General features: G+C 55.7%; 26 protein-coding genes. 16 read left to right on the top strand and 10 right to left on the bottom strand.

The annotated features are described in order from the left end of the window. The first annotated feature begins 57 nt into the window (after window positions 1–57). Window positions 58–867: a tRNA (guanosine(37)-N1)-methyltransferase TrmD gene (gene trmD, locus FEE96_RS14315; RefSeq protein WP_138163806.1), complete on the top strand. Its 810-nt coding sequence runs from the start codon at window positions 58–60 to the stop codon at window positions 865–867. A 12-nt stretch (window positions 868–879) separates the two neighbouring features. On the opposite strand, the gene FEE96_RS14310 is transcribed toward trmD, so the two are convergent. Both FEE96_RS14310 and FEE96_RS14305 read right to left on the bottom strand, forming a co-directional pair. Further along, window positions 880–1,443 carry a P-loop nucleotide/nucleoside kinase family protein gene (locus tag FEE96_RS14310; RefSeq protein WP_138163805.1) on the bottom strand — a complete coding sequence of 188 codons (564 nt, stop codon included), beginning with the start codon at window positions 1,441–1,443 and terminating at the stop codon, window positions 880–882. A 9-nt stretch (window positions 1,444–1,452) separates the two neighbouring features. Continuing rightward, window positions 1,453–1,881, bottom strand: coding sequence for a nuclear transport factor 2 family protein (locus tag FEE96_RS14305; protein WP_138163804.1), 429 nt, complete (start codon window positions 1,879–1,881; stop codon window positions 1,453–1,455). Window positions 1,882–1,986: 105 nt separating this feature from the next. Here FEE96_RS14305 and FEE96_RS14300 point away from each other — a divergent pair, with 105 nt between their 5' ends. The 4 genes from FEE96_RS14300 (at window position 1,987) to FEE96_RS14285 (ending at window position 4,262) form a co-directional block, all read left to right on the top strand. Continuing rightward, window positions 1,987–2,400, top strand: coding sequence for a RidA family protein (locus FEE96_RS14300; RefSeq protein ID WP_138163803.1), 414 nt, complete (start codon window positions 1,987–1,989; stop codon window positions 2,398–2,400). A 252-nt stretch (window positions 2,401–2,652) separates the two neighbouring features. Then, on the top strand, window positions 2,653–3,027 hold the full coding sequence (gene rplS, locus FEE96_RS14295; RefSeq protein WP_138163802.1) for a 50S ribosomal protein L19: 375 nt from the start codon (window positions 2,653–2,655) through the stop codon (window positions 3,025–3,027). 11 nt (window positions 3,028–3,038) lie between these two features. Further along, on the top strand, window positions 3,039–3,260 hold the full coding sequence (gene rpmE / locus FEE96_RS14290; protein WP_138163801.1) for a 50S ribosomal protein L31: 222 nt from the start codon (window positions 3,039–3,041) through the stop codon (window positions 3,258–3,260). A 192-nt stretch (window positions 3,261–3,452) separates the two neighbouring features. Next, entirely contained in the window at window positions 3,453–4,262 is an 810-nt protein-coding gene (locus tag FEE96_RS14285) for a division plane positioning ATPase MipZ (protein WP_138163800.1), read from the top strand. A gap of 25 nt (window positions 4,263–4,287) precedes the next feature. Here FEE96_RS14285 and FEE96_RS14280 read toward each other — a convergent pair whose 3' ends face one another. Both FEE96_RS14280 and FEE96_RS14275 read right to left on the bottom strand, forming a co-directional pair. Continuing rightward, entirely contained in the window at window positions 4,288–5,508 is a 1,221-nt protein-coding gene (locus FEE96_RS14280; RefSeq protein ID WP_138163799.1) for an adenylate/guanylate cyclase domain-containing protein, read from the bottom strand. A gap of 50 nt (window positions 5,509–5,558) precedes the next feature. After that, window positions 5,559–5,999 (bottom strand): MarR family winged helix-turn-helix transcriptional regulator, encoded by a 441-nt coding sequence (locus FEE96_RS14275; RefSeq protein ID WP_138163798.1) that lies wholly within the window; start codon window positions 5,997–5,999, stop codon window positions 5,559–5,561. A gap of 72 nt (window positions 6,000–6,071) precedes the next feature. Between FEE96_RS14275 and hmgA the strand changes: the two genes are divergently transcribed. From hmgA to FEE96_RS14225, 10 genes are all read left to right on the top strand, one after another. Next, window positions 6,072–7,433 carry a homogentisate 1,2-dioxygenase gene (gene hmgA / locus FEE96_RS14270; protein ID WP_138163797.1) on the top strand — a complete coding sequence of 454 codons (1,362 nt, stop codon included), beginning with the start codon at window positions 6,072–6,074 and terminating at the stop codon, window positions 7,431–7,433. A gap of 88 nt (window positions 7,434–7,521) precedes the next feature. After that, window positions 7,522–8,775, top strand: a complete 1,254-nt coding sequence (gene fahA, locus FEE96_RS14265) for a fumarylacetoacetase (RefSeq protein ID WP_138163796.1) — start codon at window positions 7,522–7,524, stop codon at window positions 8,773–8,775. Between the two features lie 3 nt (window positions 8,776–8,778). Beyond that, on the top strand, window positions 8,779–9,138 hold the full coding sequence (locus tag FEE96_RS14260; RefSeq protein ID WP_138163795.1) for a VOC family protein: 360 nt from the start codon (window positions 8,779–8,781) through the stop codon (window positions 9,136–9,138). 4 nt (window positions 9,139–9,142) lie between these two features. Then, on the top strand, window positions 9,143–10,093 hold the full coding sequence (locus tag FEE96_RS14255) for an MBL fold metallo-hydrolase (protein WP_138163794.1): 951 nt from the start codon (window positions 9,143–9,145) through the stop codon (window positions 10,091–10,093). Continuing rightward, window positions 10,072–10,509, top strand: a complete 438-nt coding sequence (locus FEE96_RS14250; protein WP_138163793.1) for a hypothetical protein — start codon at window positions 10,072–10,074, stop codon at window positions 10,507–10,509. The genes FEE96_RS14255 and FEE96_RS14250 overlap by 22 nt, the downstream gene beginning before the upstream one ends. Window positions 10,510–10,657: 148 nt before the next feature. Further along, window positions 10,658–12,268: an FAD-dependent oxidoreductase gene (locus FEE96_RS14245; RefSeq protein ID WP_138163792.1), complete on the top strand. Its 1,611-nt coding sequence runs from the start codon at window positions 10,658–10,660 to the stop codon at window positions 12,266–12,268. A 4-nt stretch (window positions 12,269–12,272) separates the two neighbouring features. Further along, window positions 12,273–12,476, top strand: a complete 204-nt coding sequence (locus FEE96_RS14240) for a DUF2783 domain-containing protein (RefSeq protein ID WP_138163791.1) — start codon at window positions 12,273–12,275, stop codon at window positions 12,474–12,476. 4 nt (window positions 12,477–12,480) lie between these two features. Continuing rightward, entirely contained in the window at window positions 12,481–13,023 is a 543-nt protein-coding gene (locus tag FEE96_RS14235; protein ID WP_138163790.1) for a VOC family protein, read from the top strand. A 92-nt stretch (window positions 13,024–13,115) separates the two neighbouring features. Further along, the gene (gene maiA, locus FEE96_RS14230; RefSeq protein ID WP_138163789.1) at window positions 13,116–13,751 is read left to right on the top strand and encodes a maleylacetoacetate isomerase; all 636 of its coding nucleotides are present in this window, start codon (window positions 13,116–13,118) and stop codon (window positions 13,749–13,751) included. A gap of 134 nt (window positions 13,752–13,885) precedes the next feature. Then, window positions 13,886–15,463 carry a hypothetical protein gene (locus tag FEE96_RS14225; RefSeq protein WP_138163788.1) on the top strand — a complete coding sequence of 526 codons (1,578 nt, stop codon included), beginning with the start codon at window positions 13,886–13,888 and terminating at the stop codon, window positions 15,461–15,463. A gap of 120 nt (window positions 15,464–15,583) precedes the next feature. Here the strand turns inward: FEE96_RS14225 and egtD are convergent, their stop codons facing one another. From egtD to FEE96_RS14210, 3 genes are all read right to left on the bottom strand, one after another. Next, window positions 15,584–16,543, bottom strand: a complete 960-nt coding sequence (gene egtD / locus FEE96_RS14220) for an L-histidine N(alpha)-methyltransferase (RefSeq protein WP_138163787.1) — start codon at window positions 16,541–16,543, stop codon at window positions 15,584–15,586. A 15-nt stretch (window positions 16,544–16,558) separates the two neighbouring features. Continuing rightward, window positions 16,559–17,842 carry an ergothioneine biosynthesis protein EgtB gene (gene egtB / locus FEE96_RS14215; RefSeq protein WP_246079460.1) on the bottom strand — a complete coding sequence of 428 codons (1,284 nt, stop codon included), beginning with the start codon at window positions 17,840–17,842 and terminating at the stop codon, window positions 16,559–16,561. A gap of 92 nt (window positions 17,843–17,934) precedes the next feature. Continuing rightward, on the bottom strand, window positions 17,935–18,963 hold the full coding sequence (locus tag FEE96_RS14210) for a haloalkane dehalogenase (protein ID WP_246079459.1): 1,029 nt from the start codon (window positions 18,961–18,963) through the stop codon (window positions 17,935–17,937). A 249-nt stretch (window positions 18,964–19,212) separates the two neighbouring features. Between FEE96_RS14210 and FEE96_RS14205 the strand changes: the two genes are divergently transcribed. Continuing rightward, window positions 19,213–20,109, top strand: coding sequence for a LysR family transcriptional regulator (locus tag FEE96_RS14205; protein WP_138163786.1), 897 nt, complete (start codon window positions 19,213–19,215; stop codon window positions 20,107–20,109). A gap of 41 nt (window positions 20,110–20,150) precedes the next feature. Here the strand turns inward: FEE96_RS14205 and FEE96_RS14200 are convergent, their stop codons facing one another. From FEE96_RS14200 to FEE96_RS14190, 3 genes are all read right to left on the bottom strand, one after another. After that, the gene (locus FEE96_RS14200) at window positions 20,151–21,359 is read right to left on the bottom strand and encodes an NAD(P)/FAD-dependent oxidoreductase (RefSeq protein WP_138163785.1); all 1,209 of its coding nucleotides are present in this window, start codon (window positions 21,357–21,359) and stop codon (window positions 20,151–20,153) included. 67 nt (window positions 21,360–21,426) lie between these two features. Next, the gene (locus tag FEE96_RS14195; protein WP_138163784.1) at window positions 21,427–22,539 is read right to left on the bottom strand and encodes an S-(hydroxymethyl)glutathione dehydrogenase/class III alcohol dehydrogenase; all 1,113 of its coding nucleotides are present in this window, start codon (window positions 22,537–22,539) and stop codon (window positions 21,427–21,429) included. 109 nt (window positions 22,540–22,648) lie between these two features. Next, window positions 22,649–23,863: a cytochrome-c peroxidase gene (locus FEE96_RS14190; RefSeq protein ID WP_138163783.1), complete on the bottom strand. Its 1,215-nt coding sequence runs from the start codon at window positions 23,861–23,863 to the stop codon at window positions 22,649–22,651. Window position 23,864: the final 1 nt, after the last annotated feature.

Raw genomic sequence — 23,864 nt, 5'->3', positions numbered from 1 at the left:
CCAACACGGTTGTGACTGTTCCCACAGTCCAGCCCTTCAAAAACCGGCAGCAAACTGATGAGCGACACCCCATCAAAATCCCACGGTCGCAAGGCCATCCGCCCATCGCTGAAACCGCGAGAGCTGATGACGCCGACGCCGGATCTGGTTGGGGTGTGGAAAGCCAAGATCCTGACACTGTTCCCCACCGCCTTTCCCGGCGTACTGGGCGAAAGCCTGACCGGCAAGGCGCTGCAAGAAGGGCTGTGGCAGTTGGAAACCGTGGATCTGCGCCAGTTTGGGCTGACCAAGCACCGCAATGTCGATGACACCCCGGCCGGGGGTGGCGCTGGTATGGTGTTGCGCCCTGACGTGTTGGGCAATGCCATCGAACACGCCATGGACGGCGTGCAGGGCAATCACCCACTGATCTATCTCACACCGCGCGGCAAACCGATGGATCAGGCGATGATGCAGAACCTGGCCCGCGTTGATGGTGTCACCCTGCTCTGTGGTCGCTTTGAAGGTGTCGATGAACGGGTGCTGGAGCATTACAACATTCAGGAAGTCTCGCTCGGTGATTTTGTGATGACCGGCGGAGAGCTGGCCGCGCAGGCCTTGATCGACGCCACCGTCCGGTTGATCCCCGGCGTTTTGGGCAATCAGGCCTCAACTGAAGAGGAGAGCTTTGCCTCGGGCCTGCTGGAGCATCCGCAATACACCCGCCCCGCCGAGTGGAAAGGCCGCAAGATCCCGGATGTTTTGATGTCCGGCCATCACGGCAATGTCGCCAAGTGGCGGCATCAACTGGCAGAAGAGATCACGCAGGAACGTCGCCCAGATTTGTGGGAGGCCTATCAAGCTCGCGAAAAACAGGCCAAGAAATAAAGGCACGGGACTTCAAACCCCACTGCGCCCCAATTCGACCGCGACCCTGTCGGCAAGATCGGAAAGATCGAATTTGGTCTCTGTGTCGATTGTCAGCAAAGGACCAATATCCAGAGGGTAGCCGTTGCTAAGCTGAACCAGACTCGCGGCTAGATCTTCCGGCTTCCTGTCCTGATCGCGATGTCCGGGGTGCCTGGTGGGGCTCAGAAAACGAGTGGTCGCCGTTTCTGGTGAACATTTGCAGTGCACTTCGATTAGGCTGGGAAAATGATCTCGCAGCCACTGCGTCGGGGTGCCGGTATCTTGCGGACCACAGGTTGGTCGCCAGTGTGACACCAAAACAACCCGGTCCAAAAGCGATGCGCGCTCCTGAAATTGCACATCGCTGATTTTGCTGAGCGCCCTGCGCGCGCGCCATGTCTCAGGGAGCTGTTTTTCATACAGCACCTCAAGAAAGTCATCCTTGTCCAGCAACGGATACCCCAGTTGCGCAGCCAAGTGCCGCGCAACCGTTGTTTTCCCACTGGCCGGCAAGCTGGTAACGACGATGGCCCGCTTCATTTCTACAGTCGCCAATATGGCCCCTTAGTTTTCACCAGTTGGATAAGCGCTGCCTTCATCCTGAGACCCCGCCGCAGCTGAGGCATGGCGGTGGACCCATTTCCAGTTTTCGCCAACCTTGACCAGAGACACGGTCCACCGGATCGGAACCGTTAGGTTCTCACCATCAAGCTCCAGATGGATAACCAAAGTCACCGCAACGGTTGCGGCGGTGCCATGAACAGCGATGTCCTTCCATTGCCATGCAAATTTCTTGGCGGTGGCATCCCGAAAGTTGCGTTCGAACACACTTGCCACTTGCTGCCGTCCTGAACACAGCTCATCCGCACCGGTGCCAATCAACGAGATCCCTTCACCCTCGACAAAAATTGCCATCAGGCGATCCAAATCTTTGGCGCAATAGGCATCGGCGTATTCATCAAGCGTTGCAAAAATCTTGTCTGTTTCGGTCATCCAGTTCTCACTTTTCTATCTCTGATCGCTTGGGTGCAGCATTGACTAAACAGGTTTCACGCCATTTGCTCAATTTGCAAGGTTTTACAGAAGCGAGGGCAGCGAATGACGTATGATCGTGAATTGATCTCCAATGGCAATCCAATGGAAAAAATCGTCGGCTTTAGCCGCGCAATACGGGTTGGGCCCTTTATCACAGTTGGCGGCACCGCGCCTGTTGGTGCTGATGGAAAAACGGTTGGCGTCGGGGATGTCGCGGCGCAAACACGGCAATGTCTGGAGGTCATTAAGACTGCTCTGGAACAGGCAGGGTCTGGCCCGCACGATGTGGTGCGCACCCGTATTATTTTAACCAATATCGACGACTGGAAAGCCGCCATTGATGTGCGCAAAGAGTATTTTGCCGATGTACGTCCTGTGGACACAATCATGGCGGTAGACCGCTTTGTGAACCCCGAGTGGCTAATCGAGATCGAAGCAGATGCCGTAATTGCAGGATTTGGCGAAGCTGACGAATGACCCTTGCCTCAGCGCCCTTGCAGGCCTAAAAGGCGCTGTCTGGAATCACTTTGGTGGCTCCGGGCCGTTTGGTTTTGGAAGCCCATATACTGCCCGATCTTCTTCGGTCACAGCAGCGGGTCGCGAACCAAGATACAGGAATGGACAGATCGAACTCTGGCGGGCGCAAGTTGCGGACCCGGTGAAGACCAAGAGCTCTCGGACTGCATAAATCTTCGTGGGACACCCACGATCTAAAAATAGGAGTTTGCGATGAACCTGATCGCAGAGCTGGAGGCGGAACAAATTGCCGCCCTGGGACATGACATTCCCGATTTCAAAGCCGGTGACACCATCCGTGTTGGCTTTAAAGTGACCGAAGGGTCGCGCACCCGTGTTCAGAACTATGAAGGTGTCTGTATCGCTCGGAACAACGGCCACGGCATCGCCGGTTCGTTCACCGTTCGTAAGATTTCCTTCGGTGAAGGCGTTGAGCGCGTATTCCCTTTGCACTCGACCAACATCGACGCAATCACAGTTGTACGCCGTGGCCGCGTTCGTCGCGCCAAGCTGTACTACCTGCGTACCCGTCGCGGTAAATCGGCCCGTATCGCTGAAGATACGACCTACAAAGCCAAAAAAGCGTAAGGAGTGGTATCATGAAAAAAGACATCCATCCCGAGTACCACACCATCAACGTCAAAATGACCGATGGCACCATCCTGGAAATGCGCTCGACCTGGGGCAAAGAAGGCGACCAAATGGCGCTGGACATCGACCCTTCGGTTCACCCTGCCTGGACTGGTGGCAACACCCGTCTGATGGACGCCGGTGGCCGTGTTTCCAAGTTCAAGAAAAAATACGAAGGCCTGGGCTTCTAAGCACCCCGCCTTTTGTAAGACATCGAAACGCCGCTTCCTTTGGAGCGGCGTTTTTTGTTGGGCGGTCATTTTCGCCAATCCGACACAAATTCGGCCCTAATAAGGGGATTTGACGTCTTTTCATCGATTCCCAGCATAACTATAGTCGCGCCAACACGCGCGCCGAGTGGCGCAGCCAAGAAGGGACTATAAATGGCGCATATCATTGTTGTCGGAAACGAAAAGGGCGGCGCAGGCAAATCCACCGTCTCGATGCATCTGGCAACCGCGCTGGCCCGGCTTGGCCACAAAGTGGCGGCTCTGGATCTGGATCTGCGTCAGCGCTCCATGGGGCGCTATTTGGAAAACCGCCTGGAGTTCATGAAAAAGTCGGGGCTGGAACTGCCAACCGTTGGTTGCCATGATCTGCCCGAAATTGATCCTGAAAGCCTGCAACCCGGTGAAAACATCTATGACCACCGCCTGTCAGCTGCTGTGGCCGCGCTAGAGCCAGATAACGATTATATTCTAATCGACTGTCCGGGATCACACACACGGTTGAGCCAGGTTGCACATTCGCTGGCGGACACATTGGTCACACCATTGAACGACAGCTTTGTTGATTTTGATCTGCTGGCCCATATCGACCAGAAGGGCGAGAAAATCCTTGGCCCATCGGTCTATTCGGAAATGGTGTGGAATGCCCGTCAGTTGCGGGCACAGGCCGGACTAAAACCGATTGACTGGGTGGTGATCCGCAACCGCGTTGGCACCCAACGCATGGTCAACAAGGAAAAGATGGAACGTGCGCTGCAGATGCTGTCCAAACGCATCGGCTTCCGCGTGGCCCCAGGGTTTTCCGAGCGGGTGATTTTCCGCGAGCTGTTCCCTCGCGGGCTGACGCTGCTGGACCTCAAGGATATTGGCGTGAAGCAGTTGAACATTTCAAACATCGCGGCCCGTCAAGAGCTGCGCGACATGATGAAAGCGGTCAACCTGCCCGGCGTCGAGGTCGAAATCTAAACCCAAGCAGGTATTTGGGTGCGCCTTATGTCGCGCACCCATAGATCGTATAAAGCTCGATGGGTTCAGCCACCCCACGCAGCATGTAGCGCCCCAGTGACACCATATCATGTGGCGACGGCTGGGCGGCACGTTGCACCACTTCGGACACAATGATGCTTTGCCCAACCTCGCGGTGCAGACCGGAAATCCGGGAGGTCAAGTTTACTGCCGGGCCGATCACTGTGAAATCCAGCCGGTTTTCAGCGCCGATGTTACCGTAAAGAATTTCACCGGCGTGTAGCGCCAGAGTGAACTCTGCCACGGGCAGCCCCTGGTCTGCACGCTCGATATTGCGTTCGGCAATTTTCACGCGCAATTCGCTGGCCGCATTCAGGGCCGCAGTTGCGTCTTCCTCGATACTGCCAAGATTAAACATGGTGAGGATACCATCCCCCATGAATTTGAGGATATTGCCCCCATGACACTGGATGGTCGCAACCGCCAAGGCAAAATAGTCGTTCAGCATGTCGATCAGTTCCGGGCCGGACAGCTGCTCGGCCAAACGGGTGAAGCCTTTGAGGTCAAAGTAGCAGATCACCGCGTCGATCTGTTGCGAAGATCCACGCTGGATCTCGCCGGACAACACCCGCCGCCCGGCATCCCGCCCCAGATAGACCTGTAGCAGATCGCTGGCCATCTGCCGGTGTGACGAAGATTTCAAAGCCAACCCCAGATGCGGCAACAGCCTTCGGAACAGGGCCAGATTCTCTTCCGAGAATCCCCCGTGCTGGTCCGATGTCCAGGACACCATCATACCCTCTGAGGGTTGATCAGGATTCATGGGTTCGTCATCCGGCTCGCCAAACAACTGCCGAGTTGCAAAATAATCCGTCGCACCGGTCGCGTGCAGCTCACCAAGCAAAGGGAAGTCAGCCATGTCTTCAGCTTCGAACGACGATCGGAACTCTTCGTTGTCCAGCTGTAGCATCCGGTAGAACGGACTTCTCAGCCAAGCTGCGATTGGGGCTTCTTGACGTTGAAAGTGCTGATGGCTCAGACCTTCGGCACTCGTCCAGCTAAAGCCGATGCCTCCAAATTTTGGGTGATAGGCGCGCTGCGCCAGATGGAACCGCAGCAAAGGGACACCCGCTTGAACCAAACGCTCGCAGTATCCCTTTAGAATTCCCTCGCGACTGATGCCCATGAGCCCCTGCTCGGTTATCCAGGCGATCAGGGGGGTCGCAATCTTATCAATCTCAGTCATTCAGGCCTCAATTCGGTTTGCCCCGATGTGGGCATGCCTACACGCAATTACTACTCCCCGATACCGGACAATTTTCGGAGCAGCTGTCGCAACACTACGGCCTCTTCCTTACTGATACGTGAGGCTAGTTTTGCGTCATAGGTTTTAGCCACAGAACGCAGGTCACGATAGGCGGTTTCACCAGCAGATGTCAGGCTGAGATGTTCAGCACGCCGGTCATTTTCGTCGCGATCACGCGTGATAAACCGGCGCTCCGCCAGTTTTGCAACCGCTCGACTGATTTTTGTCTTATGGATTTTTGCGCGTTCGCTGATCTCTTTCGCGGTCAAGCTGCCATAGATTCCAAGGTGGAACAAAACCCGCCATTCGGTGCGCAGCATTCCATATCGGTTCTTGTACTGGGTCTGAAACTCAAGCGAACTTTCCTCTGCTGCACGGTTCAAAAGGAAGGGCAGGAAGTCCTGCAGGACAAAATCATCTTTTTCACTCATCTTTGTGTCCTATCTCTTGTTAGTTACAAAATCAACTATTATCGAGACAACAATTATTAGGAGGAACACGCGATGACCCAACCTGTTGATCCCCATGAGATGATCCAGGCTCCCTCGCTGGATGGGCCAAATGCGGGCTATATGCCTGGGTTTGGCAATGATTATGAAACCGAGGCTTTGCCAGGTGCCTTGCCCCAGGGTATGAACTCCCCACAGAAGTGTGAATACGGGTTGTACGGTGAGCAGCTGTCAGGCACTGCCTTCACGGCGCCCAGCCATCAGAACGAGCGCACCTGGTGTTACCGCATCCGCCCAAGCGTGAAGCACAGCCATCGCTATGAGAAAATTGATCTGCCCCAGTGGAAATCTGCCCCCAATGTGGACCCGGATGTGGTTTCCTTGGGTCAGTACCGCTGGGATCCACTGCCGCACAGCGACACGGGCCTGACCTGGCTGACCGGCATGCATACCATGACCACCGCCGGTGATGTGAACACACAGGTCGGCATGGCGACACATATCTATCTGGTCACCGAGAGCATGGTCGACAGCTACTTCTTTTCAGCCGACAGCGAAATGCTGGTGGTGCCGCAAGAAGGTCGCCTGCGATTCAGTACCGAATTGGGCATTATCGACGTTGAACCGCAGGAGATCGCCATCATTCCGCGCGGGCTTTTGTACCGGGTCGAAGTGTTGGAAGGCCCTGCCCGAGGGTTTGTCTGTGAAAACTACGGTCAGAAGTTTGAGCTGCCCGGCCGTGGCCCCATTGGCGCCAACTGCATGGCCAACCCGCGCGACTTCAAAGCGCCCGTTGCGGCGTTTGAAGACCGCGAAGTCGAATCCACCGTCACCATCAAGTGGTGCGGTCAGTTCCATGAAACCAAGATCGGCCAGTCGCCGCTGGATGTGGTGGCCTGGCACGGCAACTATGCGCCGGTGAAATACGACCTGCGCACCTATTGCCCGGTTGGGGCGATCCTGTTCGATCACCCAGATCCGTCGATCTTTACAGTGTTGACCGCGCCATCGGGCCAGCCCGGCACCGCCAACATCGATTTTGTGCTGTTCCGCGAACGCTGGATGGTGGCTGAAAATACATTCCGTCCGCCATGGTACCACAAGAACATCATGTCCGAGCTGATGGGCAACATCTATGGCCAGTATGACGCCAAGCCCAAAGGCTTCATCCCCGGCGGCATGAGCCTGCACAACATGATGATCCCGCACGGGCCGGACAAGAACGCCTTTGAAGGTGCCTCGAACTCCAACCTTAGGCCTGAGAAGCTGGACAACACTATGTCCTTCATGTTCGAAACCCGCTTCCCGCAGCATCTAACAGCGTTTGCAGCCAAGGACGCGCCGTTGCAGGATGATTACATCGACTGCTGGTCGGACATCGAAAAGAAGTTCGACGGCACCCCCGGCAAGAAATAGAACCAGAGGTGCGTGTAAACACGCACCCTACACTCACAGTCTACGTAGGGTGTGTGCTTGCACGCACCACCCGAAAAAGGAACCGCGCATGTCTTTGAAAAAAAGCTGGGTCACTTCGGCAAACTCTGCCGACCACCCCTTCCCGTTGAACAACCTGCCTTATGGCGTCTTTTCCACCGCTGATGGCGACCCGCGTTGTGGCGTCGCGATTGGCGACATGATCCTCGACATGGAAGCTGCCGAAAGCACCGGCCTGATCGCACTGGCGGATTACCCGCTGTTCGACGTGCCGTTCTGGAACGAAGTGATGGATCAGGGCCCTGCCGTCTGGGCCGCCCTGCGCGACCGCCTGACAGCGCTGCTGGCGCAAGGATCCGCAGAGCAGGCAAAGGTCGAGCCTTTGCTGGTGGCTGCGGCGGATGCCGACTTGCACATGCCGTTTGGGGTCAGCGAATACACCGATTTCTATGCCGGTATGCAGCATGCCAAAAACATGGGTGCAATCCTGCGCGGCTCCCCTGATCTACCTGCCAACTGGCTGCACATCCCGATCGGCTATAACGGTCGCGCATCATCCGTTGTGGTGTCGGGGACTGAGATCCACCGCCCCAATGGCCAGACCAAAGCACCGGACGCCGATATGCCCAGCTTTGGCCCCAGCAAGCGGCTGGATATCGAACTGGAAATGGGCGCCATCGTTGGCACCGGCAGCGAGCTGGGTCAGCCAATCACCGTGGACGAAGCCGACGCGATGATCTTTGGCTACGTACTGCTGAACGACTGGTCAGCCCGCGACATTCAGGGCTGGGAATACCAGCCGCTTGGCCCATTCCAAGGCAAAGCCTTTGGCACCTCGATCTCTCCGTGGATTGTCACTGCTGCTGCACTGGAAAGCTTCCGCGCGCCCACACCGCCACGCGAAAAAGAGCTGCTGCCCTATCTGAACGGCAGCAAAGACGGGCTGTATGACATCGAGCTGGAAGTTCTGATGCAGCCTGAAGGCGCAGAGAAAGCCAGCTCGATTGCGAAGACCAACTATAACCGGATGTATTATTCAGCTGCGGAACAACTGTGTCACCACGCCAGCGGTGGCTGCGAGATGAGCCCGGGTGACCTGTTGGGCTCCGGTACCATTTCCGGCGCAGAGCGATCTGAATTCGGCTCTCTGATGGAGCTGAGCTGGGCCGGACGTGAACCTTTCACACTGGACACCGGCGAGACCCGTGGGTTCATCGAAGACGGCGATACCCTGACCCTGCGCGGCAATGCCCGTGGTGATGGCTTCACCATAGGCTTTGGCGACTGCACCGGTAAAATTCTACCCGCCAAGACCTGGGGCTGACCCATGACCCTCGCGCTGGACCATATTCAAATTGCAATCCCCAAGGCGGGCGAGGCCCAGTGCCGCGCCTTTTGGGGAGATCTGATCGGCCTGCGCGAGATAGCCAAACCCGCAGCGTTGCAAGCACGCGGTGGGCTTTGGTTTGCCCTGACGGGCAGTGAATTACATCTGGGAGTGGAAGACCCATTTTCACCCGCGCTGAAAGCCCATCCGGGCTTTCGCGCCACCGATATTACCGCGCTGGCAGCGCGGTTTGAAACAGCAGGCCATGACATGGTCTGGGACACTGCAATTGAGGGACGCAAACGGTTTTTTACAACAGACCCGTTTGGAAACCGTCTCGAATTCCTGCAAGAGGATTAAGACTATGGCCAAGGCATTTGCGTCCCAAGGGGACATGACCGAAAAGAAAATCACCTTCGACGAAATCGGCGAAGGGCTCTATGCCTTTACCGCCGAAGGCGACCCCAACTCGGGCGTGATTATCGGCGACGATAGTGTCATGATCGTTGAAGCACAGGCGACACCACGTCTGGCCAACAAAGTGATCGAATGTGTACGCTCGGTCACCGACAAGCCGATCAGCCATGTTGTGCTAACCCACTATCACGCGGTGCGTGTTCTGGGTGCCTCGGCCTTTGGTGCAGAGCAGATCATCATGGGTGATACCGCCCGCTCGATGGTTGTTGAACGCGGCCAAGAGGACTGGGACAGCGAGTTCCAACGCTTCCCACGTCTGTTTGAGGGTCACGAGAGCATTCCAGGCCTGACCTACCCGACCACCACGTTCAGCGAAGATATGACTGTCTATCTGGGCAACCGCCGCGTTGATCTGATGCATTTGGGCCGGGCCCACACCGCGGGTGATATCGTCATTCACGTCCCAGACCAGAACGTCATGTTCACCGGTGACATCGTCGAAGATCACTCGGCCTGTTATTGTGGTGATGGTCACTTCAGCGACTGGGGCAGCACACTGGACAACATTGCAGCCTTTGACGTGGATGCAATTGCCCCCGGTCGCGGTGGCGCATTGATCGGCAAAGAAGCCGTAGAGCGCGCGATTGAAAGCACCCGTGATTTTGTCGAGAGCACCTATCGCCCGGCGGCCAAAGTTGCGGCCCGCAACGGCACCCTGAAAGAAGCCTGGGACGCCGTGCGGGCCGAGTGTGATCCGAAATTCAAAGATTACGCGATCTACGAGCATTGCCTGCCCTTCAACGTCGCCCGCGCCTTTGACGAGGCCCGTGGCATCGACAATCCACGCATCTGGACCGCCCAGCGAGATCTGGACATGTGGGCCGCCTTGCAGGGATGATGTGGGGATGGAAACTTGCCATTTTGGCCATTGTACTTGTGACCATTGGCAGGTTTCTATTCCTTGTCGCCTCACCGACAACTTGGACCGGGACCTACGAATATGAGAGTGCCAAGTTTCGCCAAGAATTGATCTTGGTGGACGATGGAAGCTATCAATATACGGCTACCCATAAAGGGGATGGGAGAACAAACCAAATCTCTGGGAATTGGGAGCGTTCTACCAAACCGAAGGATCCTCGAGTGTTCTTGGAGGATTTCACTTTGGTTGAAGGAGATGCCAGTTTTGAACAGTTCTTAGAAGGCCATAGAATATCGGATTTTTCCGCACCTGCCGTCACCCAAAGCCTGTTCGGCGGACCGCGTTTGGTATTCGATCCAGACCGCCCTCTCATTTTTGAAAAAGTCTCTAGTTAGAGGTGTGACCGGTCGAGGTCTTGCACTTGATCCAGATCGTGTCGCAGTGACCTGAACAATGAGACGATAAAACCAATAGTCCCGGCGGCCTGTCGCCGGGGACCAATCGAACTGTGCCTAAGGCACACCCAACCTGGGAGGACACCAGATGAATAAGATCTTTGAAGTTCCCATGTACCCGTATGAACGCCATGCGGATCAGGATGCATCAACCCCTGTGCGCCACAAAGTAATTGTTGTGGGCGCAGGCCCGATCGGGTTGGGGGCCGCCATTGACCTGGCCCAACAGGGCATCGAGGTTGTGGTGCTGGATGACAATGACAAAGTCAGCTTTGGCTCACGCGCCATCTGCTTTGCCAAGCGTCCGCTGGAAATATTGGACCGGTTGGGATGTGGCCAGCCCATGGTCGACAAGGGCGTGCAGTGGAACGTCGGCAAGGTGTTCTTTGACGACCGCGAGGTCTATAACTTTGACCTGCTGCCCGAGGACGGCCACAAGCGCCCTGCCTTTATCAATCTTCAACAGTACTATTTCGAAGAGTACATGGTGAACCGGGTCTTTGAACTGCAAGCCCAGGGTGCTCCGATTGAGATCCGTGGTCGCAACAAGGTTTCGGCTGTGGGCACTCACCCTGATCATGTCACCATCGAGGTGGATACCCCTGAAGGGTCCTACAATCTGGAAGCGGACTGGATCATTGCCTGTGATGGCGCCGGATCGCCGATGCGGTCGATGCTGGGCAAGGATTTTGTCGGTCGGGTGTTCGAGGACAACTTCCTGATTGCCGATGTCATCATGGAAGCCGATTTCCCAACCGAACGTTGGTTCTGGTTCGATCCACCGTTCAACAAAGGCCAGTCCGCCCTGCTGCACAAACAGCCAGACGGCGTTTGGCGTATTGACCTGCAGCTGGGCTGGGACATCGACAAGGAACGCGAGAAGCGTCCTGAAAATGTTATCCCACGTCTGAAGGCGATGCTGGGCGATGATGTTGAGTTCGAACTGGAGTGGGTGTCGATCTATACCTTCCAGTGCCGCCGGATGGAGCAGTTCCGTCATGGTCGGGTGTTGTTTGCTGGTGATGCCGCACATCAGGTGTCACCGTTTGGGGCCCGTGGGGCCAATTCGGGCCTGCAGGACACTGACAACCTGTGCTGGAAACTGAAGCTGGTGATGGAGGGCAAGGCCCCGGAAAGTCTGCTGGACAGCTATGACGTGGAGCGCATCCATGGCGCGGATGAAAACATCCTGAACTCAAGCCGGTCCACCGATTTCATCACGCCAAAGTCCGAAATATCGCGCACTTTGAGAGATGCGGTGCTGGACTTGTCCGAACATTATGAGTTTGCCCGTCCACTGGTGAACTCAGGGCGTTTGTCGGTGCCCTGCACCTATGATGGCTCGCCTCTGAACTCAGCCGATGCACTGAATGGCCCGGCCCGCAGCCGTCCCGGTTCAGCCTGTCCCGATGCCCCACTGGGTGATGGGTTCTTGCTGCCTAAACTGGCCGACAAATTCACTCTATTGACCATTGATGCAGACGCCCCCGATGTACTTGAGGAAAGCGGCATCACGGTTGAGAGACTCGCCCTATCGGTCACCGACGACAAAACACTGGCGTTGAAAGAGCGCTACCTGGGTGATGCACCCAGCGGTGTCTATCTGATCCGCCCGGACCAGCACGTCGCTGCCCGTCGTCCCAATTTTGATGAAAACCAGTTCCGCGCTGCCATCCGCCGCGCCACAGGCCAGGAGTAATTTCATGTCTGACCAATTGACCCTGACCCCGAACATCGATGGGGCCGACGATTTCTATGCGGAATTGCTGGCCGTCCACGAAGGTCTCAGCAAGGAAGACAGCGACGCGTTGAACGCGCGGCTGATCCTGGTGCTGGCCAACCAAATAGGAAACCGCGCGATCCTGACACAGGCGCTGGCTGCAGCCGCGCTGAAACCGGAGGTTTAACCGTATGAAAATCGAACAGATCCACCACGTTGCTTATCGCTGCAAGGACGCCAAGCAGACCGTGGAGTGGTACAACACAATGCTGAAGATGGACTTTGTTCTGGCGATTGCTGAGGACCATGTTCCATCGACGCATGAGCCGGATCCCTACATGCATGTCTTTATGGATGCGGGCAATGGCAACGTATTGGCGTTTTTTGAGCTGCCAACAAAGCCGGAAATGGACCGCGACCGCAACACGCCGATCTGGGTGCAGCACATCGCCTTCAAGGTGAAAGACCGCGACACGCTGATCGAATTCCGCGATCATCTGGAAGCCAATGGCGTTGAAGTTCTGGGTGTCACCGATCACTCGATCTTCCACTCGATTTATTTCTTTGATCCCAATGGCCACCGGGTTGAACTGGCTTGCCCGGATCCAAAGGAAGAGGCGATGCTGGCCAAGCTGGATGCCGTCAAATGGGATATGCTGGAAGAGTGGTCAAAGACCAAAAAGGCCCCAAAACACGCGGAGTGGATGCACTCCAAGGAACTCAGCGACGTTTAAGCTGGACAGCGGTGCGTGCAAGCACGCACCCTACCCCAACAACACTGACCAACCGGCCCCCCGGCTGGCCAAACCAAAGGAATTGAATTGAGATGAGCGAAACTGTTCTGTTTGACTATTGGCGATCTTCGGCCAGCTACCGGCTGCGCATTGCACTGAACCTTGCAGCGATCCCATATCGCGCGGTTTCGGTTGATTTGGTCACCGGAGAGCAGAAGTCCCCCGCCCATCTGGCCCGCAATCCGCAGGGTCTGGTGCCGGTCCTGCAGATCGATGGATTGCAGATGACCCAATCGCTGGCCATTCTTGAATATCTGGATCAGACACGCAATTTGGGGCTGTTGCCACAGGAGCCTGCCGCCCGCGTGCAAGAACAGGCGCTGGCTCATTCCATTGCTGTCGACATCCACCCAGTGTGCAACCTTCAAGTTGTGGGCTACGCTGCCAAAATTTCCGCCACCCCGGATAGCGCCCGTGAAGATTGGATGCGCCGGTTTATCCGCCCTGGATTGCAAGCCTTCGAAGAGCTGCTTGGCGCCTACCAGCAGGTTCCATTTTGCACCAGCAACACCCCAGGATTAGCTGATATCTGCCTGATCCCACAGATTTACAATGCGCGTCGTTGGGATGTGGAAATTTCTGATCTCCCCCGCATTTTACAGGTTGAGGCCGCCTGCGCAGAGCACCCGGCCTTTAGCGCGGCGCATCCTGATCAAGTTAAACCTTGATGCCTGTCACGGGCCTGTAAATCCGCACGGCAAGCGAGGCGGGTTGACAGGCCCGGCCCGGCTGGCCAATCGTGCAGTTATAAGTAGATTGCAAACAGCAGCTGGCAGCCTTGAAGCAAGAAAAATCAACAGACATGCATCCCCCAACTGGGCCTGTGTTCGGAGTGTCCTACGCCGAAACCATTTGCGCGGCGCGTGGGTGGTCTTTCTCCGAGGTTTTCAGATCCCAGTTCAGAATTCTGCCTGCCGGGGCTGCCAGCCCACAAGGGTGGAGCAGTTCTCAGGTTGAAAACTGGGCGCTACAGCATTGCCCAAGCCTGCTGCGCACAGAGTTGCTATCCAAAGATGGCACAGTGATTGGTCTGGTGCTTGGCGTTGCAATTACGGCCCATGGCAGCATTCTGGAGGACAGTTTCAGGTTTGAGGAGAGCCTGTCGCTCCCAGACCTTGAGGTTTTCATCTCCGGTCTGGCCGGGCGGTTTGTTGTGCTTCTTGCAACCGGAACGGCGCAGCGGCTCTATTTTGATCCGGTGGCAGGCATGACTGCGGTCTTCAATCCCGAAACCCGCTGTACCGGGTCATCGGTTCCACTTGTCATCAATGACGAACTACTGCCCAATCAGGACATCGATCCAACTGTGTTTGAGTTTGGCCGCGATCTGTACATGCTTGGCGAAACCTGTGACCAACGCGTCACCCGCGTTATGGGCAATCATTATCTCGATCTGTCCACATTTGAGTTGACCCGCCATTGGCCAACTGCAGACCTGAACTTTGAGGAGTTCGAGGGCAGTCGACATATTGCCTTCCGCCGGATTTATGAAAAGCTGAGCCTGAACATTGAGGCCCTGACCAACAGGTTTTCCTGTGCACTGCCGATTACTGGCGGTTTGGATTCACGTCTTTTGCTGTCAGCGGCACGGCCCCATCTCCGAAAAATCAAATCCTATTATGCACATCGTATAAACTGGGCCACTGAACTGGACTGTGAAATCGGCACTATGATCGCCCGCGAAATGAACCTGCCTTATCAGGTTGTTTCAAACGAAGCGGCCCATTTCCATCAAGACATGACCGAAGTCGAAACCCGCGATCTGCGCGATCAGATCCGGCTTAGAACCGGATTCGAGCAGGATGGAATTTCAGACGACACCGTTCGTGCGGTGGCACTGACGCCGGACTGCGACATTGTGCTTCGGGGGAATGTAATCGAACTGACGCGGGCAAACAAATGGCCTGCTACCGGGTGGAAACAGACACCAACAGCCGAAATCGGCTTGCACAGGTTAATGAACTGTCGGGTTGGCGAATTGCTCCCTAAAATCGGTGAAGATCGCTATAACCGGTTGCTGGCGCGGTATGAGAAATGGATGTCAGGGCTGCCAGCGTCGACCCATGCCCGTCTGTATGATCTGGCCCATGTGGAGATATTTTTACCTTCGGCTGGAAGCAATGCGTTTTACTGGCCTACCAACGCCTTTTTCCTCAATCCATTCAACGACCGCACATTGATTCATTTGACCACACAGATGGCACCTCGGGCACGCTACCGTCAGCGGTTGGTCGATGCATTAGTCCAGTGGGGGTGCCCTGAATTGCAGGACATTCCGTTTCATGGGGATGCAAAGGCGAACCTCAAAACGGCAAGGAAGTCAGGCCTTGCCGTCACCCTGTCAACTTGGCGGGACGCTCTTAACGGGCGCGTAAGCTGACGCCAGCCGTAACACTCGTGCCCCACAGACCCAAGAATACGTAGTTGCGCAGTTCATCCCAGTATTGAACACTCCGGCTTTGGTAGCCCGGAAATGAGACATGGCCAATTCCAAGGGAACTTATTTGGGTGTCAGCACCACCACCCCAAATAACCCGGCAGTATCTGACCAGATCTGATCAGCTTGCCAGCCCTGTTGCCCCGCGAGCTCTGCCAATTGTCCCGGAGAGTATTTATGTGAGTTTTCGGTGTGAATGCTCTCTCCTTTTTCAAACTCAACTGTCTCACCCAGAATTTCGACACTTTGCGCCCGCAAACTCACAAGATGCATTTCGATCCGGCTTTTGTCCGTGTTCCACCGCGCCTCGTGCTTGAACCCTGCCAGATCAAAGTCAGCGCCAAGTTCACGATTGATCCGGGTCAGAAGGTTCATGTTGAACGCCGCCGTCACACCGCTTGCGTCATCATAGGCTCGGATCAGAGTGTCCGTGTCTTTGACCAGATCGACGCCAATCACAAAAGCCACCACCCCGGGGATGTCACCCATGCGCCCCAACAGCGCACTTGCGTCCTCGATTTCAAAGTTCCCAATCGTTGATCCGGGGAAGAACAAGATCTTAGAGGTGCCGTCCAGACCTGCAGGCAGGGGAACATCGGTTGTGAAATCGCCAACAACCGGGATCACATCCAAGGTGCTGTATTCATCAGCCACATGCTCTGCCGCCGCGATAAGATGCACCTCGGAGATATCGATTGGCACATAGCTACGCAGCCCGGGAAGCGCATTCAATAGCGCCCGTGTTTTGGTGCTGGAGCCGCTGCCCAGTTCGACCAGCGCAGTGTTATCCGTGACAAATCCCGCCAATTCCGGCGCATGGCGACGCAGGATGCTCAGTTCGGTTCTGGTTGGATAATACTCATGAAGTTCAGTAATGGTATCAAACAGTTGCGATCCGCACGCATCATAGAGCCACTTGCTCTCGATAGTTTTTTGCGGCGCGTGCAGCCCCTGCAGGATGGACTGTGCAAAGGCAGAGTTCGCTTCGGTCAGAAAGGAGGCTGGAACAGGGAAAATGGTCATGGGAGGTCCTTTGTCTCAAACGTCATCTGCAAGCCGAAGGCCAAGCATTTGCCAGCGCTGGTGCGGATAAAAGAAGGTGCGATAGGTCGGGCGCATCTGGTCAATTGGCGTCGCACAGGAACCGCCGCGCAGGACAAATTGGTTGCACATGAATTTGCCGTTGTATTCGCCCACTGCACCTTTGGGCGCGCGGAACCCCGGATAGGGGGTGAACGGACTTTGGGTCCATTCCCAGACATCACCCCAGAGCTGCGTATCATTGGGGTTTTGCGGCGTGGTTGGGTGATAGTTTCCTGAGTTCAGGAAGTTGCCTTTGATCGGATAGTCGCGGGCGACCACTTCCCACTCAGCCTCAGTTGGCAGGCGTTTGCCAGACCAGCGGGCAAAGGCCTCTGCCTCGTAATAGCTGACGTGGACAACAGGGGCGTTCAGGTCAACCGGCCGTGGACCACGCAGGGTATAGCTCCACCATTGGCCATCCTGTTGCCACCAATACAGGGGCGCATCCCAGCCTTCCCGCTCGCGCCGGGCCCAGCCGTCCGACAGCCAGTGTTCAGCTGTCTCGTAACCGCCTGCCTCCATAAAGTGGATCCAATCGCCGTTGGTTACCAGACGGGAAGCCAGCCGGAACGGCCGCAGATAGGTTTTATGCCGGGGGCCTTCGCAGTCATAGGCAAAGCCATCACCATCATGACCAATTTCGACCAGCCCGCCGCCGTGGTCGATCCAACCCAGCGGCGCAGCCTCGGTCACATTTCTAGGGCTTGGTTCACGGTAGGCAGGCAGTAAGGGATTGTAAGACAAGGCATGGAGCAGGTCAGTCACCAGCAGTTCCTGATGTTGCATTTCATGATGGCAGCCCAAGGTGGCCAGTTCCTGAACGACCTGCGCCTCAGATCCGCCCTCGGCCAACAGTTTCAACATCGCCGCATCCACATGCGAGCGGTAAGCCAGCACCGCGTCAACATCCGGGCGCGAAATGAGCCCCCGGTTTGATCGGGTGTGGCGCGGCCCCATTTGCACGTAATAGGAATTGAACAGAAAGGCGAAGCGATCATCTGGACTTGCATAATCCGTGAGATGTTCTTTCAAAATGAACTGTTCAAAAAACCAACTGGTATGGGCCAGATGCCATTTTGCAGGGCTGGCGTCTTCCATCGATTGCAGGCCCATATCTTCGGGGGTTAAACCTTCGACAAGGGCCAGAGAACGCGCACGAACGGCCAGGTACATTGCCGCAATTTCTGATCCCGGTGTGGCGGCGTCCATTGGGTGTTTTAAAACATCTTGTGTCTGCACAAAAACTGTTCCTTCGGCTATAAATTGGGCCTCCCGGCTGGCCTAGATCTAGCCAACCGGGATACCAGAATTGTGACGGCGTCTGGCTTAGATCAAATACGTCGCAGCCAATCCGCCAACCCACGGCCGATCAAATGCGGGTGATCTTCCTGCAGAAAATGGGTGCCGGGGCCGACAAACCGGGTTTCGAGGTTCGTCAGGTGGGCTGTCAGATAGTCGACCACCGGCTGCGGCATCAGCGCGCCCGGCTCGGCGTAGAACAGCAGTTTCGGGATCTCGCTCGACATCAACCAAGCGCCGTTTTGGGTCACCGCATCTGTTGCGGCCTCGGGCTTGCCAGCAATTGGAATTTCACGCGGCCACTGCAATGTTGGCAGGCGACTTTGCTCAGTTGCATATGGGGCGCGATAGACCTCCATCTCTGCCTCGCTGAGGCCACGAACAACGCCCATTTCCGCCAGGACCTTCTCGACAAAGAAATTGCCTTTCAGCACCATTTCCTCGCCCACACCCGGCGTGCGCAGGGTTTTGAACAGCTCACCCGCAAGCGGCCCCATTGCCTCGTAGCTGGGAGCCGGCAATCCGGGTGGAACAATTGCCTCCATAAAGGCCATTGCGGTGACATTGTCGGAGTTAAGCCGCGCATAGCGCATCCCCAGGGCAGATCCCCAATCGTGGATCACCAAAATGATATCCTTCAGATCCAGCGCCTTAATGAACCCATCAAGATACTTCGCATGCTCATCAAAGGTGTAGCCGATGTCGGGCTTGGCACTGTCGCCCATGCCAATCAGATCCGGAGCAATTGCGCGGTATCCTTCGGTGACATAGGGAATAACATTCCGCCACAGATAGGAGGATGTTGGATTGCCGTGCAAAAACAACACCGGCAGACCTTCGCCTTCGTCGACATAGGCCATCTCTGAACCATCGACGGTGACGGACTTTTTGGTAAAGGGAAATTCGGACGAAATTGCTAAGCCATAAGGTGTGGTTTCTTCAGCCAAGGCAGCGGTTCCGGCGGCACCTGCGACCGCCAGTGTTGGCAAGGCTGCTGCAGATTTCATCAATGATCGACGACTTAGGCCTGCGGGTTTCTTGTGCGAGTTCTTCTTGAACATTGGGTTCTCCAATCTTTGGAAATTTGGTTGGGGGATCAGCAAGTCACAACGACCTTGCCAAGCTGGGTGTTGGATTCCATGTGCTGAAAATTCCGATGGGTCTGCATGCGTTGTTATCCGGATCGGCCATTCCTGTTGCCGCCGATCTGCTAGGTCCATCGGCTTGTGAAGTTGTGGACTGCTATCTATGGGTGCAATTTCGCGATATAACTGTTGAGTTTTGCAAATCTCCGGTGCTATTTTGCACCAATGAATGATTGGGATGATCTTCGCTATTTTCTTGCTGTGTCTCGTAAGGGCTCCATCAGGGGGGCGGCGGCTGTGTTGGGTGTGAACCATTCAACCGTGTCACGCCGCATCGATGCCTTTGAGAAGAAACTTGGGACACGCCTGTTTGAGCGTCTGCCATCGGGGTATTTCATGACCCAGGCAGGCGAAGACATGAGCCAGTCCGCGGCCAAGATCGAGTCCGAGGTCAATTCCATCGGGCGACAGGTTATTGGCCGGGATACCCAGCTGGATGGCGTTCTGAAGGTTACGCTGCACAATTCACTGGCAGATAAGCTGCTGATGCCAATGTTTGTCGCCTTTCAGCGCGACTATCCCGATATCGAGCTGGCCTTTGACATCACACATTCGATGGCCAATCTCAGCAAACGTGAGGCAGATGTTGCCATTCGGATCTCCAACGACCCTCCTGACAATCTGGTGGGGCGGCGTGTGGTTCGCTACGCGACCTCGACCTATGCCTCGTTAGACTATCTGGAGCGGACAGGTAATCTGGAAGACCGCGAAGCCCTGACATGGATCGGCTGGTACGACCCGGTGCCCGATCCGCAGTGGATTCGCGACAGTCAGTACCCTGATGTATTGGCACGCAACAGCATCTGCCATCCGCTGACCCAATTGGCCGCTGTCAAGGCGGGCATGGGGCTGGCCATGCTGCCTTGCTTTATGGCGGATACGGAACCGACCCTACGCCGGGTGCCACATGCCACGGTCAATCCCAGTCGCGATGTCTGGGTCCTGACCCACGAAGACCTGCGCCATACAGCCCGTGTCCGCCATTTTACGGATTACATAGTAAAAGAGATCCTTGGCCAAAAAGACCTGCTGGAAGGGAAGTGCCCTTTTGCACCAAGTTAGGGTGCAGGGGTCGCACTTTTTATCAGCGCTACATAGGGCAGTTATTGCGCCAGCCACTCCCTGCCTTTGAGCATGAGCTTCCAGTAAACTGTCGGCAACACTGACTTTTTCAAGAACCATGCTGCGCGGCGAGGTTTGGTTGAATCCCAAGGGAAGGTTGGCATGACTTTTCCACCATAGCCAAATTCAGCCAGAATGATCTTTCCCTTTTCCACCGTGAGCGGACAGGAACCGTAGCCATCATACAGTGGTTTAGGGTCTTGTCCGTTCAGCGACGCAATCACATTCTTGGCGACAATTGGGGCCTGTTTGCGGGCCGCCGCGACGGTTTTGGCATTTGGCGTTGAGGTCACATCCCCCAAACTGAAGATATTGTCGAACCGGCTGTGGCGTAGTGTTTCCTGATCAACATCAACCCAGCCACCTGCCCCGGCGAGCGGGCTTTCCTTGATAAAATCTGGCGGAGATTGGGGCGGGCATACGTGGATCATATCAAACTCACGTTCGACAATTTCAGGTTCTGCCCCTTCCTTAGTGACTTTGAACCAGGCCTTTTTTGCATCCCCATCGATCTTGATCAGGTTGTGACCGAAGTCCAGATTGATCCCGTATTTACCGATGTATTCCATCAGAGGAGGCACATAGGGGGCGCAGCCAAACAGAACCGGACCAGCGTTGCAGAACGAAACCTCCATGTCCTTCAACTGCCCGGACTGCATCCAGTGGTCACAGGACAGATACATCGCTTTTTGCGGGGCGCCTGCACATTTGATCGGCATTCCCGGCTGGGTGAAAATGACTTTCTTGCCACGCATATCCTGAACCAATTCCCAAGTATATGGAGCAAGATCATAGCGGTAGTTCGAGGTGACACCGTTGCGACCCAGCACATCTGTCAGGCCTTCAACTGCATCCCAGTCCAGTTTCAAACCGGGCGCGACGATCAGGATTTTGTAGCCAACAGGTGACCCGTCAGCCAGGATCACCTGATCTCTGTCAGGGGCAAAGCTTGCAACCGCTGCTTTGATACGTTTGACCGCCTTCGGCCAAACCGCAGTCATGGGCCGCGCAGTTTCACCTTTCTTGAAAACCCCGCCGCCAACCATTGTCCAGCCGGGCTGATAGTAATGCGTGTCAGATGGTTCGATGATTGCAATGTCCAGCGCGCTGTTTCGCTTCAACAGACTGCTCGCTGTTGCAATACCGGCCGCACCGCCGCCGACAATCAGAATTTGATGCACTACGGCCATGTTTTACTCCCTAAATGTCGCGCGATGGTTGGCGGCTGGTATCTTTATCTTTGCGGCTAGTGGGCAGTTAGAATTCTACAACGGCCCGAATGCTTTCTCCGGCATGCATGAGGTCGAAGCCCTTGTTGATGTCGTCGAGCGACAGGACATGGGTAATCATCGGGTCAATCTCGATTTTTCCGTCCATGTACCAATCAACAATTTTGGGAACATCGGTACGTCCGCGTGCGCCGCCGAAGGCTGTACCACGCCAGCTGCGCCCTGTGACCAATTGGAACGGACGCGTGGATATTTCGGCGCCTGCAGGGGCGACTCCGATGATGATCGACTCTCCCCACCCCTTGTGTGAGGCCTCCAGCGCAGTGCGCATGACACCAACATTTCCAGTTGCATCAAAGGTATAATCCGCACCGCCACCGGTGAGTTCCACCAGATGCGCGACCAGATCGCCTGTCACGTTGGCGGGGTTCACAAAGTCGGTCATGCCAAAACGTTTGGCCATTTCGACCTTACTGTCGTTCAGATCTACGCCAATGATCTGATCCGCGCCTGCCATCCGCAATCCCTGCAGGACGTTCAGACCAATGCCACCCAGACCAAAGACAATCGCCTTGCTGCCGATCTCGACTTTGGCGGTGTTGATCACCGCGCCAATACCAGTGGTCACACCACAACCGATATAGCAAATCTTGTCGAATGGGGCGTCTTTGCGAACCTTTGCCAATGCAATTTCCGGCAGAACAGTGTGGTTGGCAAAGGTTGAACAGCCCATGTAGTGCAGGATTGGTGTGCCATCGAGCATGGAGAACCGGCTGGTCCCATCAGGCATCACACCTGCGCCCTGGGTCTCGCGGATCGACTGGCACAGGTTGGTTTTTGGGTTCAGGCAGTAATCGCAGGTCCGGCATTCAGGAGTATAGAGCGGGATCACATGATCGCCCGGTTTCAAGCTGGTGACGCCTGCACCGACCTCTAGCACCACACCGGCGCCTTCATGACCCAAGATGGCTGGAAACATCCCTTCGGGGTCAGCACCAGACAGGGTAAACGCGTCGGTATGGCAAAGCCCGGTGGCCTTGATTTCTACCAGAACTTCGCCAGCCTTTGGGCCTTCGAGGTTCACCTCCATGATTTCGAGTGGTTTACCTGCCTCAATCGCAACGGCCGCTCTGGTACGCATCTGAATTCCCTTCGGTCTTAGTCTGATCTCAATATTGAGATATTATCATTAAACGAGACTGCATCTCGAATTTCGGGACTACTCTCATCTTGTCGGGCTTTTTACAATGCTAGAAATTATCAGGCGCGTTGATACGCGCCTCGGCAGCGAGGCAATCAAGCCCGGGAGATGTCAAAGCCTGCATGAAGGCCTCCAGATCGTCCATTTCCTGACTGTTGAGATCCAGAGGTCGAATGCGCAGGTCTTTGAAGACGTGGTCCGGACCGCCCTGATTATAGAACTCAATAACGGAACGCAGATCGGGCAAGGCCCCATCATGCATATAGGGCGGCGTCATCGCCACATTGCGTAACGGTGGTGTGCGGAACATCCAACGATCATCTGGGTCTTCGGTGACCTCATACCGGCCCAGATCGGCCTGAGGCGGGGCGCTGACCGAAGCAACAACGGCGAGATCTATTTCATGGAAGACATTGGGGGCAACCTGAACGCGGGTTGTTGGTGATGGGTTTTGACGGATCTGTTCGCGCTGCCACCCATACCCAGTGTTGTGAAACTCTTGATCAGTAAACAGGGCTGATTGATCGTTAATAACGTGACACGAGGCGCAGTCAGCCTTGCCTTGAAACAGTTCAAAACCGCGTGTCTGGCTGTCGCTCAACGCGGTTTTGTCCCCGCCATAATACCAGTGGTCAAAAGCCGAACCGCCGGTCGTGAGCGTGCGTTGATACGCCCCCAATGCTTTACCCATGCGATCAAGGGACGGCGGTGCCCCAAAGGCGGCGTCGAACAGCGGTTGGTATTCGGGTTGCTCCTGAAGATATGCCACCACCCGCCCAACCGAGGGATTGGCCATTTCATTGCGTGAAATCAGCGGCATGATGAACTGCGTTTCCAACGACATGTCGCGCCCGTCATGAAACAGCACATCCAGAAAGCCAGTGTTGATGATCGTTGGAGCGTTGCGTTTGACGCTGCGCCCTTCTACCCCAACCGAGGTCTGCAACTCCCAATTGGCAAACCCCTGCTCGGGGACGTGGCACATCGCACAGGACATGGTGCCATTTATCGACATACGCCGGTCAAAGAACAGCTTTCGCCCCAAGGTAATTTTTTCAGCAGTTGGCGGGTTGTCCACCGGGTGAGGAACCGTTGGCAGGCCCAACTGTGTAGAAAGGCTTCGTTCCAATGCGCGTTCGGACCAGCTGCCATCCGATGTTGGACAAACCGAGGGATCACTTTGTTCTGCGAGAAGGCCGGGCGACCACACGGTGACCATGATCAGGGCCAGTGTTGGGGTTTTCAGTCTGGAAAACACGGACATC

It is taken from the genome of Parasedimentitalea maritima (assembly GCF_005771405.1).
Taxonomy (GTDB): Bacteria; Pseudomonadota; Alphaproteobacteria; order Rhodobacterales; family Rhodobacteraceae; genus Parasedimentitalea; species Parasedimentitalea maritima.
The sequence above is the reverse complement of the archived record's forward strand: the minus strand, read 5'-3'. Positions and strand labels throughout refer to the sequence as shown.

Coding starts and splice junctions, on each gene's coding strand:
- trmD (WP_138163806.1), top strand. CDS start 58: ATGAGCGACACCCCATCAAAATCCCACGGTCGCAAGGCCATCCGCCCA.
- FEE96_RS14305 (WP_138163804.1), bottom strand. CDS start 1,881: ATGACCGAAACAGACAAGATTTTTGCAACGCTTGATGAATACGCCGAT.
- FEE96_RS14300 (WP_138163803.1), top strand. CDS start 1,987: ATGACGTATGATCGTGAATTGATCTCCAATGGCAATCCAATGGAAAAA.
- rplS (WP_138163802.1), top strand. CDS start 2,653: ATGAACCTGATCGCAGAGCTGGAGGCGGAACAAATTGCCGCCCTGGGA.
- rpmE (WP_138163801.1), top strand. CDS start 3,039: ATGAAAAAAGACATCCATCCCGAGTACCACACCATCAACGTCAAAATG.
- FEE96_RS14285 (WP_138163800.1), top strand. CDS start 3,453: ATGGCGCATATCATTGTTGTCGGAAACGAAAAGGGCGGCGCAGGCAAA.
- FEE96_RS14280 (WP_138163799.1), bottom strand. CDS start 5,508: ATGACTGAGATTGATAAGATTGCGACCCCCCTGATCGCCTGGATAACC.
- FEE96_RS14275 (WP_138163798.1), bottom strand. CDS start 5,999: ATGAGTGAAAAAGATGATTTTGTCCTGCAGGACTTCCTGCCCTTCCTT.
- hmgA (WP_138163797.1), top strand. CDS start 6,072: ATGACCCAACCTGTTGATCCCCATGAGATGATCCAGGCTCCCTCGCTG.
- fahA (WP_138163796.1), top strand. CDS start 7,522: ATGTCTTTGAAAAAAAGCTGGGTCACTTCGGCAAACTCTGCCGACCAC.
- FEE96_RS14260 (WP_138163795.1), top strand. CDS start 8,779: ATGACCCTCGCGCTGGACCATATTCAAATTGCAATCCCCAAGGCGGGC.
- FEE96_RS14255 (WP_138163794.1), top strand. CDS start 9,143: ATGGCCAAGGCATTTGCGTCCCAAGGGGACATGACCGAAAAGAAAATC.
- FEE96_RS14245 (WP_138163792.1), top strand. CDS start 10,658: ATGAATAAGATCTTTGAAGTTCCCATGTACCCGTATGAACGCCATGCG.
- FEE96_RS14240 (WP_138163791.1), top strand. CDS start 12,273: ATGTCTGACCAATTGACCCTGACCCCGAACATCGATGGGGCCGACGAT.
- FEE96_RS14235 (WP_138163790.1), top strand. CDS start 12,481: ATGAAAATCGAACAGATCCACCACGTTGCTTATCGCTGCAAGGACGCC.
- maiA (WP_138163789.1), top strand. CDS start 13,116: ATGAGCGAAACTGTTCTGTTTGACTATTGGCGATCTTCGGCCAGCTAC.
- FEE96_RS14225 (WP_138163788.1), top strand. CDS start 13,886: ATGCATCCCCCAACTGGGCCTGTGTTCGGAGTGTCCTACGCCGAAACC.
- egtD (WP_138163787.1), bottom strand. CDS start 16,543: ATGACCATTTTCCCTGTTCCAGCCTCCTTTCTGACCGAAGCGAACTCT.
- FEE96_RS14210 (WP_246079459.1), bottom strand. CDS start 18,963: ATGTTCAAGAAGAACTCGCACAAGAAACCCGCAGGCCTAAGTCGTCGA.
- FEE96_RS14205 (WP_138163786.1), top strand. CDS start 19,213: ATGAATGATTGGGATGATCTTCGCTATTTTCTTGCTGTGTCTCGTAAG.
- FEE96_RS14200 (WP_138163785.1), bottom strand. CDS start 21,359: ATGGCCGTAGTGCATCAAATTCTGATTGTCGGCGGCGGTGCGGCCGGT.
- FEE96_RS14195 (WP_138163784.1), bottom strand. CDS start 22,539: ATGCGTACCAGAGCGGCCGTTGCGATTGAGGCAGGTAAACCACTCGAA.
- FEE96_RS14190 (WP_138163783.1), bottom strand. CDS start 23,863: ATGTCCGTGTTTTCCAGACTGAAAACCCCAACACTGGCCCTGATCATG.